The organism is Pseudoxanthomonas yeongjuensis (assembly GCF_010093345.1).
GTDB lineage: Bacteria > Pseudomonadota > Gammaproteobacteria > Xanthomonadales > Xanthomonadaceae > Pseudoxanthomonas_A > Pseudoxanthomonas_A yeongjuensis.
Window position 1 is genome coordinate 391,793 of the sequence record NZ_PDWT01000002.1, and the last position, 14,232, is coordinate 406,024.

General features: G+C 66.2%; 13 protein-coding genes. 3 read left to right on the forward strand and 10 right to left on the reverse strand.

The window, feature by feature from the left end; genetic code table 11:
* Positions 1-38: 38 nt before the first annotated feature.
* The 8 genes from CSC74_RS08930 to CSC74_RS08965 form a co-directional block, all read right to left on the reverse strand.
* Positions 39-1,382: a sensor histidine kinase gene (locus CSC74_RS08930; protein ID WP_162314090.1), complete on the reverse strand. Its 1,344-nt coding sequence runs from the start codon at positions 1,380-1,382 to the stop codon at positions 39-41.
* Positions 1,383-1,392: 10 nt separating this feature from the next.
* Complete coding sequence (locus CSC74_RS08935) at positions 1,393-2,733, reverse strand: sigma-54-dependent transcriptional regulator (protein ID WP_162314091.1); 1,341 nt, start codon at positions 2,731-2,733, stop codon at positions 1,393-1,395.
* 54 nt (positions 2,734-2,787) lie between these two features.
* Entirely contained in the window at positions 2,788-3,282 is a 495-nt protein-coding gene (locus tag CSC74_RS08940; protein WP_162314092.1) for a nuclear transport factor 2 family protein, read from the reverse strand.
* A 31-nt stretch (positions 3,283-3,313) separates the two neighbouring features.
* Positions 3,314-3,688 (reverse strand): DUF3471 domain-containing protein, encoded by a 375-nt coding sequence (locus CSC74_RS08945; protein WP_162314093.1) that lies wholly within the window; start codon positions 3,686-3,688, stop codon positions 3,314-3,316.
* A gap of 154 nt (positions 3,689-3,842) precedes the next feature.
* Positions 3,843-5,075, reverse strand: a complete 1,233-nt coding sequence (locus CSC74_RS08950; protein ID WP_162314094.1) for an ABC transporter permease — start codon at positions 5,073-5,075, stop codon at positions 3,843-3,845.
* Between the two features lie 66 nt (positions 5,076-5,141).
* On the reverse strand, positions 5,142-6,458 hold the full coding sequence (locus tag CSC74_RS08955; RefSeq protein ID WP_162314277.1) for an ABC transporter permease: 1,317 nt from the start codon (positions 6,456-6,458) through the stop codon (positions 5,142-5,144).
* A 25-nt stretch (positions 6,459-6,483) separates the two neighbouring features.
* Positions 6,484-7,212 (reverse strand): ABC transporter ATP-binding protein, encoded by a 729-nt coding sequence (locus CSC74_RS08960; protein WP_162314095.1) that lies wholly within the window; start codon positions 7,210-7,212, stop codon positions 6,484-6,486.
* Positions 7,213-7,432: 220 nt separating this feature from the next.
* Entirely contained in the window at positions 7,433-8,740 is a 1,308-nt protein-coding gene (locus tag CSC74_RS08965; RefSeq protein ID WP_162314096.1) for an efflux RND transporter periplasmic adaptor subunit, read from the reverse strand.
* Between the two features lie 225 nt (positions 8,741-8,965).
* Between CSC74_RS08965 and glmS the strand changes: the two genes are divergently transcribed.
* Positions 8,966-10,792: a glutamine--fructose-6-phosphate transaminase (isomerizing) gene (gene glmS, locus CSC74_RS08970; RefSeq protein WP_162314097.1), complete on the forward strand. Its 1,827-nt coding sequence runs from the start codon at positions 8,966-8,968 to the stop codon at positions 10,790-10,792.
* 211 nt (positions 10,793-11,003) lie between these two features.
* Here glmS and CSC74_RS08975 read toward each other — a convergent pair whose 3' ends face one another.
* Together CSC74_RS08975 and CSC74_RS08980 are read right to left on the reverse strand one after the other, a co-directional pair.
* The gene (locus tag CSC74_RS08975) at positions 11,004-11,591 is read right to left on the reverse strand and encodes a cytochrome b (protein WP_162314098.1); all 588 of its coding nucleotides are present in this window, start codon (positions 11,589-11,591) and stop codon (positions 11,004-11,006) included.
* Positions 11,588-12,691 carry a catalase family peroxidase gene (locus CSC74_RS08980; protein WP_246193081.1) on the reverse strand — a complete coding sequence of 368 codons (1,104 nt, stop codon included), beginning with the start codon at positions 12,689-12,691 and terminating at the stop codon, positions 11,588-11,590. Before CSC74_RS08980 ends, CSC74_RS08975 begins: the two co-directional genes overlap by 4 nt.
* 244 nt (positions 12,692-12,935) lie before the next feature.
* Here CSC74_RS08980 and CSC74_RS08985 point away from each other — a divergent pair, with 244 nt between their 5' ends.
* On the forward strand, positions 12,936-13,445 hold the full coding sequence (locus tag CSC74_RS08985) for a sigma-70 family RNA polymerase sigma factor (protein ID WP_162314100.1): 510 nt from the start codon (positions 12,936-12,938) through the stop codon (positions 13,443-13,445).
* Positions 13,442-14,197, forward strand: a complete 756-nt coding sequence (locus CSC74_RS08990) for an anti-sigma factor family protein (protein ID WP_162314101.1) — start codon at positions 13,442-13,444, stop codon at positions 14,195-14,197. Before CSC74_RS08985 ends, CSC74_RS08990 begins: the two co-directional genes overlap by 4 nt.
* Positions 14,198-14,232: the final 35 nt, after the last annotated feature.

The window sequence follows — 14,232 nt, forward strand, 5'->3', positions numbered from 1 at the left end:
CGCAAGGGGAGAGGGAGAGCAGGTATCCAAGATACTTCTCAGGTGTTATCCGGCAACTGTATCGCCACGCACAACCCACCACCCTCGCGGTTGTGCATGGACAATCTGCCGCCATGCGCTTCCACGATCTCGCGGGTCAGGGCCAGGCCCAGGCCGGTGCCGTTGCGCTTGGTCGAATAGAAGGGCACCAGCGCGTTCTGCAGGACCGAATCGTTCATGCCGGCGCCGCGATCCAACACTTCGATGCGCAGCCATTCCGGCAGCCGCACCAGGCGCACGCTGACCCCGGTTTCTTCGCCGCCGGCTTCGTGCGCGTTCTTCAGCAGGTTCAGCAGCGCCTGCTCCATCTGCGCCTGGTCGATGCGGCTGCTGATCCCGTCGGCCGGCGTTTCCAGATCGAAGCCGATCTGTCGCTGCAGCCCAGCCAGGAAATGGGTCCAGTCCACCGTGTTCAACAAGGGTTGCGGCAGCTTGGCGAAGCGTGCGTAGCCGCGGATGAAACCTTCCAGATGACGCGCGCGCTCTTCGATGGTGGCGAAGATTTCCTCCAGCCGTTCGTGGCGCCCGCGCCGCACCAGTTCGGCGCCGGAATGCGCCAGCGACGCGACCGGCGCCAGCGAGTTGTTCAATTCGTGGCTGATCACGCGGATGACCTTTTTCCAGGTCTGCACTTCCTGGCGGCGCAGTTCATTGGTCAGCAGGCGCAGCAGCAGCAGTTCATGCTTGCGGCCGTTGAGGCGGAAGTTGCGCCGGGCCAGGTGGTAGACCTGCTCTTCCTGGAACCCCTCGTCGCCTTCTTCCTCGCTGCCGATCGCGAACAGGCCGTCGCCGCCGCGCTGCATCGCCTCGCGCATTTCCACCGGCGCAGCAGCAAGCAGGTCGTCGAAGCGCTGGCCTTCCAGTTTCCAGCCGCTGTGCAGCAGTTTGCGCGCGGCCAGGTTGGCGAACACCACCCGGCGTTCGCCATCGCCGCCGGCGGCGACCAGCAGCATCGCCACCGGTGTGTTCTGGACCATCGTGTCCAGCAACAGCTCGCGTTCCACCAGGCCCTGGCGCTGGGTGCGCAGCACGTCGCCCAGTTCCGCATGCGCGTGCACCAGGTCGCCGAGGTCGTCGCGCCCGCGCCAGTGGATGCCGAAGTTGTACTCGCCATCGCGATAGGTGCTGACGCTGCCCGCCAGCGCGCGGAACAACGAGTTGAGGGGCGCCAGCGCGCGCCGTACAACCCACACCGCCAGCGGCACGATCACCAGCGCGGAGAGCATGCCGACCAGCTTCGGATCATCCAGCCATCGCAGCAGCAACAGCGGCAAGGCGATCGCTACGCCGAACAGCGGCAGCAACCAGAACAGCAGGCGGCCGGCGACGGAACGACGAATCATTCGTGCCTGCTCACGGAAGCTTGATGCCGAAGCGGTCCATGCGCCGGTACAGCGCCTGCCGGCTCAGGCCGAGGTCCGCCGCCGCCTGCGCGATCACCCCGCCGGCGCGGGCGAGCGCGGCCTCGATGCCGGCGCGGTCGGGTTCGGCCGACACGCTCTGTTTCGGCGCGCCGCTGGGCTTGGGCAGGTTGAGGTCCGCGGCCTGGATCCGGTCGCCGGTCGCCAGCAAGCCGGCGCGCTGGACCACGTTGCGCAGTTCGCGCACGTTGCCTGGCCACGGATGACGCAGCAGCGCGGCGCGCGCGCTGTCGCCGATGGGTTTGTCGGCCGGGCGGAAGCTCTCGGCCAGCGGCAGGATGTCGCCGGGGCGTTCGGACAGCGGCGGCAACGCCAGTTCGATGGCGTTGAGCCGGTAGTACAGGTCCTCGCGGAAACTTCCCTCGCGGATCAACGCGGGCAGGTCGGCATTGGTCGCGCTGATCACGCGCACGCTGACCTGGCGTTCGCGATTGGAGCCGAGACGCTCGAAGCGCCCGGTTTCCAGCACGCGCAGCAGCTTCATTTGTCCGGCCAGCGGCAGGTTGCCGATTTCATCCAGGAACAGGGTGCCGCCATCGGCCGCCTCGAACTTGCCTTCGCGCGCCTTGTTGGCGCCGGTGTAGGCGCCGGCGTCGGCGCCGAACAGTTCGGCCTCGATCAGTTCCGACGGCAACGCGCCGCAGTTCAAGGTCACGAATGCGCCGTTGCGGACCGAGGAATTGGCCTGCACGATCTCGGCGATCTTTTCCTTGCCGCTGCCGTTGGGCCCGGTGATCAGCACCGGCAGCTCCGAACGCGCGACCTGGCAGGCCAGCGCGATCACCCGTTCGCTGGCCGGATCGTCGAAGACCACGTCGCGCAGGTCGTACTTGTCCGCCAGTTGCGCCTGGCGGGCGCGCTCGCGGCTGCGGCGCCGGTCCAGTTCGCTGCGCGCTTCGGCCAGTTCCAGCAGGTTGTTGACCGTGGCCAGCAGCTTGCGGTCGTCCCACGGCTTGGCCACGTAGTCGGCGGCGCCGGCCTTGATCAGTTCCACCGCGCTGCTCAGGTGGGTCCATGCGGTCAGCAGGATCACTGGTAGATCGGGGTGCTGTGCGCGGATTTGCGCGAACAGCGCCACGCCTTCGTCTCCCGAGGTGGTGTCTTCGGTGAAATTCATGTCCTGGATCACTAGGTCCACCGATTCGCCCTGCAGCATCGCCAGTCCGGCTTCGGGCGTCTGCGCGTGCAGGGTGGCGATGTCGTGCAGCGAGAACAGCACTTCCAGCGCGGTGGCCACCGCGGGGTTGTCGTCGATGATCAGCAGGTTGGGCATGCTTGAATTATCAGTCTGGTCGATGTGGTCGGTCCGTGGCGCGCATCGTAGCGTCTATTGCGCATCGGCCGCCGCCCGGTGGCCGTAGCTGAGCACGCGGGTGATCCGCCACTCGCCGTCCTGCTTGCGCCAGACGATGGTGAAGTCGGCGAGGCCTTCGCACTTGCCACCGTCGATCTGGCAGAAGCGGTGCGCGCCTTGCGATACGGCGCCGAAATCCTTGATCGGATAGACCTTCATGCTGCCCGGAACCAGTTCGCGGGTGAAGTGGCCGCACACGTACTTGCCGGTGTTGGCGATCATCGCATCGCGGGTCCAGGTGACGCCGCCGGTGTCGTGGTAGAACTCGACATCCGTGGCGAAGTAGCCGGCGTGTTCCTGCAGCCGCGCCGGATCGCTGCAATGGTTGAACGCATCGAACACGGCGCTATCGAGTGCGGAGATCTCGCGGGTGAGCTGATCCTGCGCCTCCGGCGATGCGGAGGCGGCGCTCGCCGCCGGTGCCACGAGCGCGAACAGGAGACTGCACAGGAAATTCGTTTTCTTCATGATCACCGCGGCTCCGTTGCACTGAGGGGGCTTATCTTCGTATTGCCTTGGTCTCGCGACCGTCCATGAGCAGGACCAGTTGATCCACGTCGCCTGCCGCATTGGTGCCGAAGGTGACCTTGGCGTCCATCGCCTGCACCCGGAACACGGTTTCCGAGAGACCCTGCAATGGCCATGCGGCCTGCCCGGTCGCCTGCAGCATCAGCTGTTCGCCTTCCCGCCATACCCTTAGTTCGAAGCCGGGCGAAATGACGTAAGTCCCGACATAAGTGTCTAGCGTTCCTTCGGAAACGAACACTCCGCTGTCGGGCGCCGCCGGCTTTTCCTGCGCCTGCGAGGCGGCGCACGGCAGCAGGACGGCGAGGGCGAGGGCGAGCGCCAGCGGCAGAAGGCGGAACCTGTTCATGGCATGGCTGCTCCGGATCGGGGAGGGGTGACTATAAGCAGCGAAGCATGAACCCCGAAAAATCCAAGAATAGAGAATGCGGGAGGGACTTTGCCCCCAAGGCCTTGAGTCCTTGGGTGGTCGGGCGCAGTTCCTCCCGCGATGAAGTTTCGGCTCAGGCGCTGCGCGTAGCCACCGCCGGTGGCACCGACGCGGCCTTTCGCGCCGGTCCGTACACCGCGACCTGGCCCAGCAGCCACAGCAGCGCCGCGCCGACCGGCAGGTAGAACAACGGCAGACGCGGCAATTCGTACTTGCCCATCAGCAACTGGTTGATGGCGTAGGCGAGCAGCATGCCCAGCACGATGCCGATCGTGGCCAGCAGGAAGTTCTCGGTCTGGAAGTAGCGCAGGATCTGGCCGCGGGTGGCGCCCAGCGCGCGACGCACGCCGATCTGCTTGGTCCGCTGCTGCACCCAGAAGCTGGCCAGGCCGACGATGCCCAGCGCGGTCACCACCAGCAGGGCGACGATCACCGCGACCAGCATCCAGACCATGGCCCGGTCCTGGCGGTAGTACTGCGCGCGCAGGTCCTCCACGGACTTGGTGTTTTCCTCCAGGATGATGCGGTTGGGGCTGTTCTTTTCCAGTACGGCCACTGCAGCTTTCAGCACTTCGTCGCGGCGTGCCGGATCGGTGCGCAGCAGGTAGTTGCCGCCCATCGAAAAGGGAACGTGGATCGGGAAGATCATCGAATATTCGTGCGCCACCGCGCCGCCTTGCTCGCTGGGGCGTACCAGGTGATCGACTACGCCGACCACGCGGATGGCGTTTTCACCCCAACTGTAGAAGCTCTTGCCGATGGCGCTTTGCCCGGGGAACAGCTTGTCGGCCAGGCTCTGGGTAATGATCACTGCAGGAATCGAAAGCTTGCTGCCGGGAGCATCCAGCGCCGACCATTCGATGAACTCGTCGGAGGCGAAGTCGCGGCCCGCGACCAGCTTCGGGCCGAGCGCCGCGAGGAACTGCTCGTCGCCCATGTAGGTGGTGGCGTTAAGGGTCGGCTGCTTCTGGTCCTTGACCATGGTGACGCCGGTATTCCAGGAAGAATTGACGAACGGGACCTGGTTGGTCACGGTCGCAGCCGTGACCCCCGGCAACCCGCGCAACAGGGCCAGGTCGCTCCTGGTCAGGGCTTCGGCGTTGTCGTCCTCGCCGATGCCGGTCAGTTGCACGCGCACGACTTCTTTCTCGGCGACCCCACTGACCAGGTTGAGCCGCTCGACGCGGTTGCCGATCAGGAACAGGGCGTTGCAGATGATCGCGCAGCTCAGCGCGATCTCAAGCACGATCAGCGCAGCGGCGGTCTTGTGCCGCAGCAGGGTGGACAGGATGGGACGCAGTTCCATGGAAGTTCTCCGTTAGTTCGGGCGTTGTCCTTCCTTTCGCCGCAGGCGAAGGGGAGGGGAGAAGCGTTATTGGGACTTGAGCTGCATGGCCGGAGTGACCTGCATCGCCTGCCAGGCCGGGATCAGTCCCGCCACCAGGCTGGCGACCAAGGCGAGCACCACCGTCGTGAGCAGCATCATCGGGTCGAGATGGGCCAGTTCAGCGTAGCTGGCCGGCTGTTGCCGGACTGCCCACAATCCAAGCCACGCGAGCACCAAGCCGGCGGCGCCGCCAGCCAGGCCGATCGTTCCGGCTTCCACCAGGCATTGCACGAAGATCTGCCGACGCGAAGCGCCCAGGGCCCGACGCACGCCGACCTCGCTGCTGCGGCGCAGGAACTTGGCCAGCAACAGGCCAACGGTATTGAGCAGGCAGACCAGCAGGAAGCCGAACGCCAACCAGACCTGCAGGCGCACGTCGCCGGGGACGACCTTGTTGAAGTCCAGCCACTCCATCACGTTGCGCAGGCGAACATTGGTCGGCCGTTCGAAACGGCCCGCGCTGCGTTGCTGGTCCGAATAGTTGATCAGGTACTGCTTGTAGGCCGAGGCCTTGGCCGCGCTGTCCAGTTGCACCCAGTACTGGATCCAGACGCAGGGCGCGTTGACGCCGGTGGAGCCTTCCGGATCGCTGCTTTCGTTGCTGTCGTCCCAGCAGTCCATGCTGCCGTTGCGGCCCATCTTCAGGTCGCGCGAAGTGGAGAACGGCAGGAATACCTGTTCCAGCTCGCCGAACCGGTCGCTGTTCATGTCGTAGAAGCGCGGCGTCGGCCGCCATTCGTCGAGTACGCCGACGATGGTGAAATCGACCTTGTCCATGCGTACGGTCTTGCCCACGCTGTTGGCGCCGCCGAACAACTTGTCGTTCAGGGCCTTGGCGATCACCGCCACGCGGCCACGGCGTTCGTCTTCGCTCGCGCTCCAGCCGGCGCCGAACAGGAACGGCATGTCGAACATCGGGAAAATGTCGGAAGAGGCGTAGCGCGCGTCCACCTGGAACGGCATCAGGCCCTGCTTGTCGGGAGTGATCGCGGCGCCGCCACCGGTCATCATCGACTGGCGATCGCCACGCTTCTCGCGCAAGAGTTTTTCCGCATCGAAACGGGTGACCTGCTCGGCCGGTTCTTCGCCCGGGGTGAAACCGTTCATGCTTTCCGGCGCCATCTGCACGTAGTACAGACTGTCGCTGCGCGTGGGCACCGGATCGCCCGACAGCACGTAGAACACGGTCAGCGTGGTCATGCTGGCGCCGATGCCCAGGGCGATGGCGAGCACCATCAGCGCGGTCAGGACCTTGTTGCGCCTGAAGCTGCGCAGGGCCAGGTTGAAGTAATAGGCGAACATGCTGTTGCCGAGCATGGCGTTCTCCTTAGACCGAAGTGCTGGCGGAGGCGCCGGCCGCCTGGGCGGCGCGGATCAGCGCCGGTTCCACCGACAGGTCGGTGGCCATGCCATCGACGATGTGCACGTTGCGCTGCGCGCGTGCGGCCAGTTCCGGGTCGTGGGTGACCATGATGATGGTCGTGCCCTGCGAGTTGATGTCTTCCAGCAATTCCAGCACCCCGCGCGCCATCTGCGAGTCCAGGTTGCCGGTGGGTTCGTCGGCCAGCAGCAGGCGCGGGCTGCCGGCCAGCGCGCGGGCGATGGCCACGCGTTGTTGCTGGCCGCCGGAAAGCTCCGCCGGGAAATGCTTCATCCGCGAACCCAGTCCGACCAGGCCCAGCGAATCCTCGATGCGCAGCTTGCGGTCCTTGGCCGACATGCCGCGGTAGCGCAACGGCACGTCGACGTTGTCGAACAGGTTGAGGTCGGGGATCAGGTTGAAGCCCTGGAAGATGAAGCCGATCTTCTGGTTGCGCAGGCGGCTGCGCGCGTCATCGGAAAGGCCCTTCACGTTCTCGCCATCCAGGGTGAATTCGCCGCCGGTGAAATCCTCGAGCAGGCCGGCGATGTTGAGGAAGGTGGTCTTGCCGGAACCCGAAGGCCCGGTGACGGCGACGAATTCGCCTTCCTTCACGTGCAGGTCGAGCGCGCGCAGCGCGTGCGTTTCGACCATGGCGGTGCGGTAGACCTTGGTGACCTGGCGCATGTCGAGCATTGGGGCGTTCCTTTGGGTCGGGTACTGGTGGGGAATTCGTGGTTAGTGGTTTGCAGCTGGTGGTTCGTTGCAATGCGACGTCGGGTTCTTGCTCGTCATCCCAGCGTTCGCTGGGATCCATCTTGCTTTTGCGGTTGCTTCCGGGGAGGGTCGAAGACAACGTCGAAATGGGTCCCAGCGTTCGCTGGGATGACGACGAAAAGGATGGCAGCGAAAGGATTCATCGATTGATCCGCACGTTTTCCGCATCGCCGAACTGGTCGCTGCCGGAGACCACGATCTTTTCGCCGGGCTGCAGGCCGGAAATTATTTCCACCGCGCCCAGGCTGCTGGCGCCGGTCTGGATCGGGCGGCGCTGCGCGCGGCTGCCATCGACGACATAGGCGAAGCGGCCGCCGTCCTGTTCCAGGAACGCGCCGCGCTCGACCATCAGCACGTTGCGCCGCGTGTCCAGGACGATGCGCGCGGACAGGCGCTGGTTCTGGCGCAGGCCGGGCGGCTGCTTGCCTTCGGCGAAGCGCAGGCGCGCGTTGACCTCGCCGTTGACCACTTCCGGCGACACCGCCGAGACCTGCGCGGGGTACTGCGCGTTGTTGCTGCTGATCTGCGCCGGGATGCCGATGGCCAGGTCGCGGGCGAAACTTTCCGGGACCTTGATCTCCACTTCGAACACGCTCAGGTCGACCACGCTCAGGATCGGCGCGTTGGTGGCGACATTGGTGCCTTGCGGGATCTGTACCTGGCCGATCTGGCCGTCGAAGGGCGCGCGCAGGGTCAGCGCATCGACCTGGCGTTGCAGTTCGACCACCACCGCGCGCTGGCGATCGGCGAGCAGGCGCTTGTTGCGCGAATCCAGGCCGGCACCCTGGCCCTGCAGGCCGGCATCCTTCTGCGCCGCGGCCAGGCCGATGTCGGCCTTCTTCAGTTCGTCCTGGGCCTTGGCGTATTCGTTCTGCGAGACCGCACCGCCTTCGTAGGCGCGCTGGTAGCGCTCCAGGTCGCGCTGCGCCGCGGTGCGCTCGATCTGCGCCTGGTCCACGGTCTTGCCGGCGGCTGCGCGCGCGATCTGCGCGTCCAGGATCGCGCGGCTGGCCTCGGCTTCCATGCTGGCCAGGGTGGAACCTTCCTGGGCCAGCTTGCTGCGCAGCTCGGGGCTGTCGATCTCGGCCAGCGCCTGACCTTTCTTGACCACGTCGCCGGCCACCACCTTGAGCGCGACCGTGCCGCCGGCGATGGCGTACAGGGTCGGGCTGTTGGCCGCGATCACCCGGCCGTCGGCGGAGAGATCGCGGACGAGGTCGCCGCGGGTGACCTCGGCGATGCGCAGCCGCGAAGCGTCGAACGACCTGCCGCCGCCCAGCCAGCCCATCACCACCCATGCGGTCAGTGCCAGTACCGCAGCACCGGCGATGCCGCCGATCAGCCACGGCTTCGGAATGCGTCGTCGCGCCGCGCTCGCGGGGGCAGGTGCGATCACCTGGTCCTGGGCGGAGGTGTCGCGGATACGGAAGCGGTCGCGGGTTTCCATGGGGCGGTCGGGTGTCCGTTGGCTGTGCGGGGATTGGATGCGGAAATCCAACCTGGGGTTGGACACCAGGTTCATAGCAATCGGCGTGCCAACTGCAAGCTACTGAATGGAAAGGGAATCGATGCTTGTAAAAGTGTCCGCGCGGACACTCGCGGCGTCCGCGCGGACGGTCCGGCACGGTTTCGGCGTTTACACTGGACACCCGGCTTTCTGGAGCATTCCTACATGTGCGGCATTGTTGGTGCGATCGCGGATCGCGATGTGGTTCCGGTACTCATCGAAGGACTGAAGCGGCTGGAATACCGCGGTTACGATTCGGCCGGCATCGCCGTGGTCGACGGCAACGAGGTCAACCGCGTGCGCCGCACCGGCCGGGTCGTGGAAATGGAAGGGGCGGCGCTGGCCGAAGGCTTCCACGCGCACCTGGGCATCGGCCACACCCGCTGGGCCACCCATGGCGGCGTGACCGAGGCCAATGCGCACCCGCACATCAGCCACGGCGTGGCCCTGGTCCACAACGGCATCATCGAGAACCACGAGGAGCAGCGCGCGCGCCTGCAGGCGCTGGGCTACGCGTTCGAATCGCAGACCGATACCGAAGTCATCGCCCATCTGATCCATCATTACCTGAGCCAGGGCGACGATCTGCTTGCGGCGGTCCAACGCACGGTCAAGGAACTCCACGGCGCCTATGCGCTGGCCGTGGTCAGCCGCAAGGAACCCGAGCGCATGATCTGCGCGCGCATGGGCTGTCCGTTGCTGGTCGGCCTGGGCGAAGGCGAGAACTTCATCGCCTCCGACGTCTCGGCGATCATCCAGGCCACGCGCCGGGTGATCTTCCTGGAGGAAGGCGACACCGCCGAAGTCAGCCGCGAAGGCGTGCGCGTGTTCGATGGCGACAACAATGAAATCCAACGCGAAGTGCATGTCTCCGACGTGTCGCTGGCCTCGCTGGAGCTGGGTCCGTACCGGCACTTCATGCAGAAGGAAATCCACGAGCAGCCGCGCGCCATCGCCGACACCATCGAGGCGGTGATCGACGGCGGCTTTTCGCCGGAGCTGTTCGGCAAGGACGCCGAAGCCGTGCTGCGCGACGTCGAAGGCGTTCAGATCCTGGCCTGCGGCACCAGCTATTACGCCGGCATGACCGCGCGCTACTGGATCGAGGCGATTTCCGGCCTGCCGTGTTCGGTGGAGATCGCCAGCGAATACCGCTACCGCGCCGCCCATGCCAATCCGAAACACCTGATCGTCACCATTTCCCAGTCCGGCGAAACCCTGGACACCATGGAGGCGCTGAAATACGCCAAGTCGCTGGGCCACCTGCACACGCTGTCGATCTGCAACGTGCCCGAGAGCGCGATCCCGCGCGCCAGCGAACTGGTCTGCTACACCCGCGCCGGCGCCGAGATCGGCGTGGCCTCGACCAAGGCCTTCACCACCCAGCTCGCCGCGCTGTTCCAGCTGTGCGTGGTGCTGGGCAAGCTGCACGGCAAGGTCAGTGCCGCCGACGAAGCCGATTACCTCGAGCAACTGCGCTTCCTGCCCGGCAGCGTGCAGCATGCGCTCAATCTGGAGCCGCAGATCGCGGTCTGGGCCGAGCGTTTCGCGCAGAAGGAAAACGCGCTGTTCCTCGGTCGCGGCCTGCACTATCCGATCGCCCTGGAAGGCGCGTTGAAGCTCAAGGAGATTTCCTACATCCACGCCGAGGCCTATCCGGCCGGCGAACTCAAGCACGGCCCGCTGGCGCTGGTCGATGCGGAAATGCCGGTGGTGGTGATCGCCCCCAACGACAAGCTGCTGGAGAAGGTGAAGTCGAACATGCAGGAAGTGCGCGCGCGCGGCGGCGAGCTGTTCGTGTTCGCCGACCAGGACAGCAACTTCAGCGAATCCGAAGGCGTGCACGTGATCCGCACCCCGCGCCACGCCGGCGTGCTCAGCCCCATCGTCCACACCATTCCCGTGCAATTGCTGGCCTATCACACGGCACTGGCACGCGGTACCGACGTGGACAAGCCGCGCAACCTGGCCAAGAGCGTCACGGTGGAATAAACATGCTGCGCCCCCTCCCTTTCGCATAGCGAAGGGGAGCTCGAAGCCGCGTCAAGCGGCTGAGGAGGGAGGGCCGCTCTTGAGCTTGCTGTCGCCGGTATGCGAAGTGAAGAGACTAGGTCAGCCAGAGGTCCCGTTTCCGGCCCCGTCAATCCTGTAGTCATGCTTCTGCATGACACACGGAAATGCAACACATCTGGATTCGGCCGGTTTATTCCGGCGGCATGCCGGCATCCCGCTGGGAATCGATGGATGCTCCACGCGACGACCACGGCAGCATGCTTGGCAGCACGTTGTCGCGACGGATCAATGCATGGAACAGCGCCGCCGCCAGGTGCAGCAGGAACGTGGCGAACAGCAGCAACGCAAGGTAGCGGTGCGCGCCACGCAGGAACGCGAACAGCTGCGGATCGAGTGGAACCAGTGCCGGCAGCAGCAGCCCGTCGAGCAGGGCGACCGGATAGCCGCCCGCCGACAGCATCGCCCAGCCGATCAGCGGCATCAGCAGCATCAATGCGTACAACAACCAGTGCGACAGCATGGCGGCGTGCCGCTGCCAGGCCGGCAGGTCGCTCGGCAGCGGCGGTGGCTTGTGGGTGAACCGCACGCCCAGCCGGATCAGCACCAGGACCAGGATCGCCGCGCCCAGTGGCTTGTGGATCGCGACCAGCTGCGCATAGGCCTGCGTGGTCGTCGACACCATGCCGACACCGATGAACAGCATGGCGATGATCATCACTGCCATCAGCCAATGCAGCAGGCGCGCATAAGGGTTGAACCGGGCGACTGGTGCGCTCATCGACGTGGCTCCATTGGCGTAGGGACGGCACCATCGCGGGCCAGCGCACTGGGTTGCGGCGGCTCGCCGGAGCGGCGTCGCAGGGAGACGGCATAGGCCGCCGAACGCGCGCTCAGCAGCGGATCGTCCGAGGCCGCGATGCCGGCGGGCAGAACCAGGGGATCGAAGGTGACGTCACGACAGGGGCCGTTTTCCTCCAGCGCCGCCCGGTCGATCACCAGCGTGCCGACATCGACCTGCGTGCGCGTGGCCGGCCATTGCACGGTGGCGTTGTCGCTGCGGTCGCCGGGCTCGGCCAGGGTGATCAGCAGGTGCCAGCGTTGTGGGCCCGCTTGCAGGCGCGTGAGCAGATCGTTGAACAGGAAGTCCGGATCCTGCGCGTTCAATGCGCCGAAGCGGCTCCGGTCGAGCGCGGCGAACGCGGCCTCCGGCGCCAGCGACCAGCGCACTACTTGCGACCTTCCCCCGGCATCGACGAAGCGGAAGGCATTGATGCTGTAGTAGCTGCCATTGGCGAAACTGGAAGGCGTCGGCGTGCTCTTCATCAACGCACCGAACGCGCGCGCTTCCGGATGCGCCGCCATGAAGGCGGCGAGCCTGGCCGGATCGGGCTTGCCGGTGTCCGGTATCGGCGCCGTCGCCTGTTGCAGGGCCACGAAGTCCCGCACCGTGCCCACCGGGAACAGCGGCACGTGGTTCATCGCCATGCGCCACACGTCGCCATCGGCCTGGGTTAAGTTCAATGCCAGGCTGCGCGGGGCGGGTACGCCATCGGGCGAGTACGGCGTGCCCACGGCCAGCGCGAAACGGCCGAAGACCGGCGTCCGGCCGGGCACGAACACGCCCGCCTTCGACAAGGCCTGCCCCTGGCCATTGCTGTCGAAGTGGCCGACCACGCACACCCCTTTCTGGTGCGCACGGCGGAAGCCGGGGTGCGCGCCGTTGTGCTGTTCCAGGGCGTCGACCACGTCGGCGCCGGAAAGGCGCGAAGGCGTCAACCAGCCGGCGGTGGCGGCGAAGGCGACGACGACGCCAGCGATGATCACGCCGATCAAGGCGAAACCCGCTGGCTGGCGGTAGCGCCCGAATCGATCCCGCAACGAGGGTCCGGAAGGGGGTAAGGGATGCATCATGACTCCTGTGCCGGCCGCGGCCGTGGGGACTGGATGCAGCTGTGACGCCCGCAGGCCCTGGTTTATTCCCTAGCTGCCGACGCCTGTTGCGATGGCCCTGGATGCGCGGAAATGAACGCAAGCAGAGAGGCGGGGGAATAAATGCGACGGCCACGCGTCACACTGCATCCGGGCCGACCAGCCCCTCTCTTTGATGAGGACACCACTGACCATGGGCGCGATCGATGACGACGAGCTGCGGGCTTTACTGCCCTCGCTGCGGCGCTTTGCGTTGTGGCTCGCGCGCGATCCCAGCGACGCCGACGACCTGGTGCAGGCCTGTCTGGAGCGCGCGCTGTCGCGCTGGTCGACGCGGCGCGCGGACGCCAGCCTGAAGGCATGGCTGTTCGCGATCCTGCATCGGCAGTTCATCGACAGCCGGCGCAGCGCCGGCCGCTTGCGCCGCTTGTTGACCACGTTCACCGACGAACGCGAGGCTGCGCCATCGGCCGAGGACACGTTCGTGGCGCGCACCTCGCTGGAGGCATTCGCCAGGCTCGGCGCCGACCAACGCGCGGTGCTGCTGCTGGTGGTGGTCGAAGGATTGAGTTACCAGGACACCGCGCAAGCGCTCGATCTCCCGATCGGCACGGTGATGTCGCGGTTGTCGCGCGCGCGCATCGCGTATCGGAAACTGATCGGCGGCGATGTCCCGGTGACGGCATTGAGGAGCGTGAAATGAATTCTGGCCTGCCCGGTGATGACGAACTGCACGCCTATGTCGACGACCAGCTGGCGCCGCAACGCCGTCGCGAAATCGAAACCTGGCTGGCGACGCAACCGGAGGTGGCCGCGCGCGTGGCGCAATGGCAGCGCGATGCCGGACAACTGCGCGCCGCGCTTGCCGGCACCCTGGCGGAAGCGCCGGCACCACGGCTCGATCCGGTCGCCGTCCGCCATGCGCGTCGCCAGCGCGTGCGGCGTCGCCTGGCGTTGTGCGCATCGTTGCTGCTGGCGTTGGGTGTCGGCGGCATCGGTGGATGGCAGGCCAGCACGTGGCGCGTGGCCGCCGCCAATCCACCGATGAAGGACGCCGTCGAGGCTTATCGAATCTTCGCCACCGATCGCCTGCATCCGGTCGAGATGGATGCCGATGAATCGGTGCGCCTGCAATCGTGGATGTCTTCGCGGCTGGGGCGTCCGCTGGCGCTGCCCGACCTGCAAGCCTACGGCTTCGCCTTGCTCGGTGGACGCATGTTGTCGACGGCCGATGGCCCGGCGGCGATGTTGATGTACCAGGATCCGCACGGCCAGCGCCTCACCTTCTACGTGCGCCCCAGTTCGCGCTTCGCCGGTGGACTCAGCGGCACCCGCGGCGATGATGGCCTGACCCTGAAATACTGGTACCGCAACGGCTATGGCTTCGCCGTGGTCGGCCGCAGCGGCGACCCGCGCACGCAGGAAGTGCAGCAGGCGATCCCCCTGGCGTCGTGATCGCTGTCGATGTGCTTTCTGTGGCCGGCTCCGGC

Bases quoted from the DNA above. Each gene is read 5' to 3' on its own strand.
- CSC74_RS08930 (WP_162314090.1), bottom strand. From the start codon at position 1,382: ATGATTCGTCGTTCCGTCGCCGGCCGCCTGCTGTTCTGGTTGCTGCCG.
- CSC74_RS08935 (WP_162314091.1), bottom strand. From the start codon at position 2,733: ATGCCCAACCTGCTGATCATCGACGACAACCCCGCGGTGGCCACCGCG.
- CSC74_RS08940 (WP_162314092.1), bottom strand. From the start codon at position 3,282: ATGAAGAAAACGAATTTCCTGTGCAGTCTCCTGTTCGCGCTCGTGGCA.
- CSC74_RS08945 (WP_162314093.1), bottom strand. From the start codon at position 3,688: ATGAACAGGTTCCGCCTTCTGCCGCTGGCGCTCGCCCTCGCCCTCGCC.
- CSC74_RS08950 (WP_162314094.1), bottom strand. From the start codon at position 5,075: ATGGAACTGCGTCCCATCCTGTCCACCCTGCTGCGGCACAAGACCGCC.
- CSC74_RS08955 (WP_162314277.1), bottom strand. From the start codon at position 6,458: ATGTTCGCCTATTACTTCAACCTGGCCCTGCGCAGCTTCAGGCGCAAC.
- CSC74_RS08960 (WP_162314095.1), bottom strand. From the start codon at position 7,212: ATGCTCGACATGCGCCAGGTCACCAAGGTCTACCGCACCGCCATGGTC.
- CSC74_RS08965 (WP_162314096.1), bottom strand. From the start codon at position 8,740: ATGGAAACCCGCGACCGCTTCCGTATCCGCGACACCTCCGCCCAGGAC.
- glmS (WP_162314097.1), top strand. From the start codon at position 8,966: ATGTGCGGCATTGTTGGTGCGATCGCGGATCGCGATGTGGTTCCGGTA.
- CSC74_RS08975 (WP_162314098.1), bottom strand. From the start codon at position 11,591: ATGAGCGCACCAGTCGCCCGGTTCAACCCTTATGCGCGCCTGCTGCAT.
- CSC74_RS08985 (WP_162314100.1), top strand. From the start codon at position 12,936: ATGGGCGCGATCGATGACGACGAGCTGCGGGCTTTACTGCCCTCGCTG.
- CSC74_RS08990 (WP_162314101.1), top strand. From the start codon at position 13,442: ATGAATTCTGGCCTGCCCGGTGATGACGAACTGCACGCCTATGTCGAC.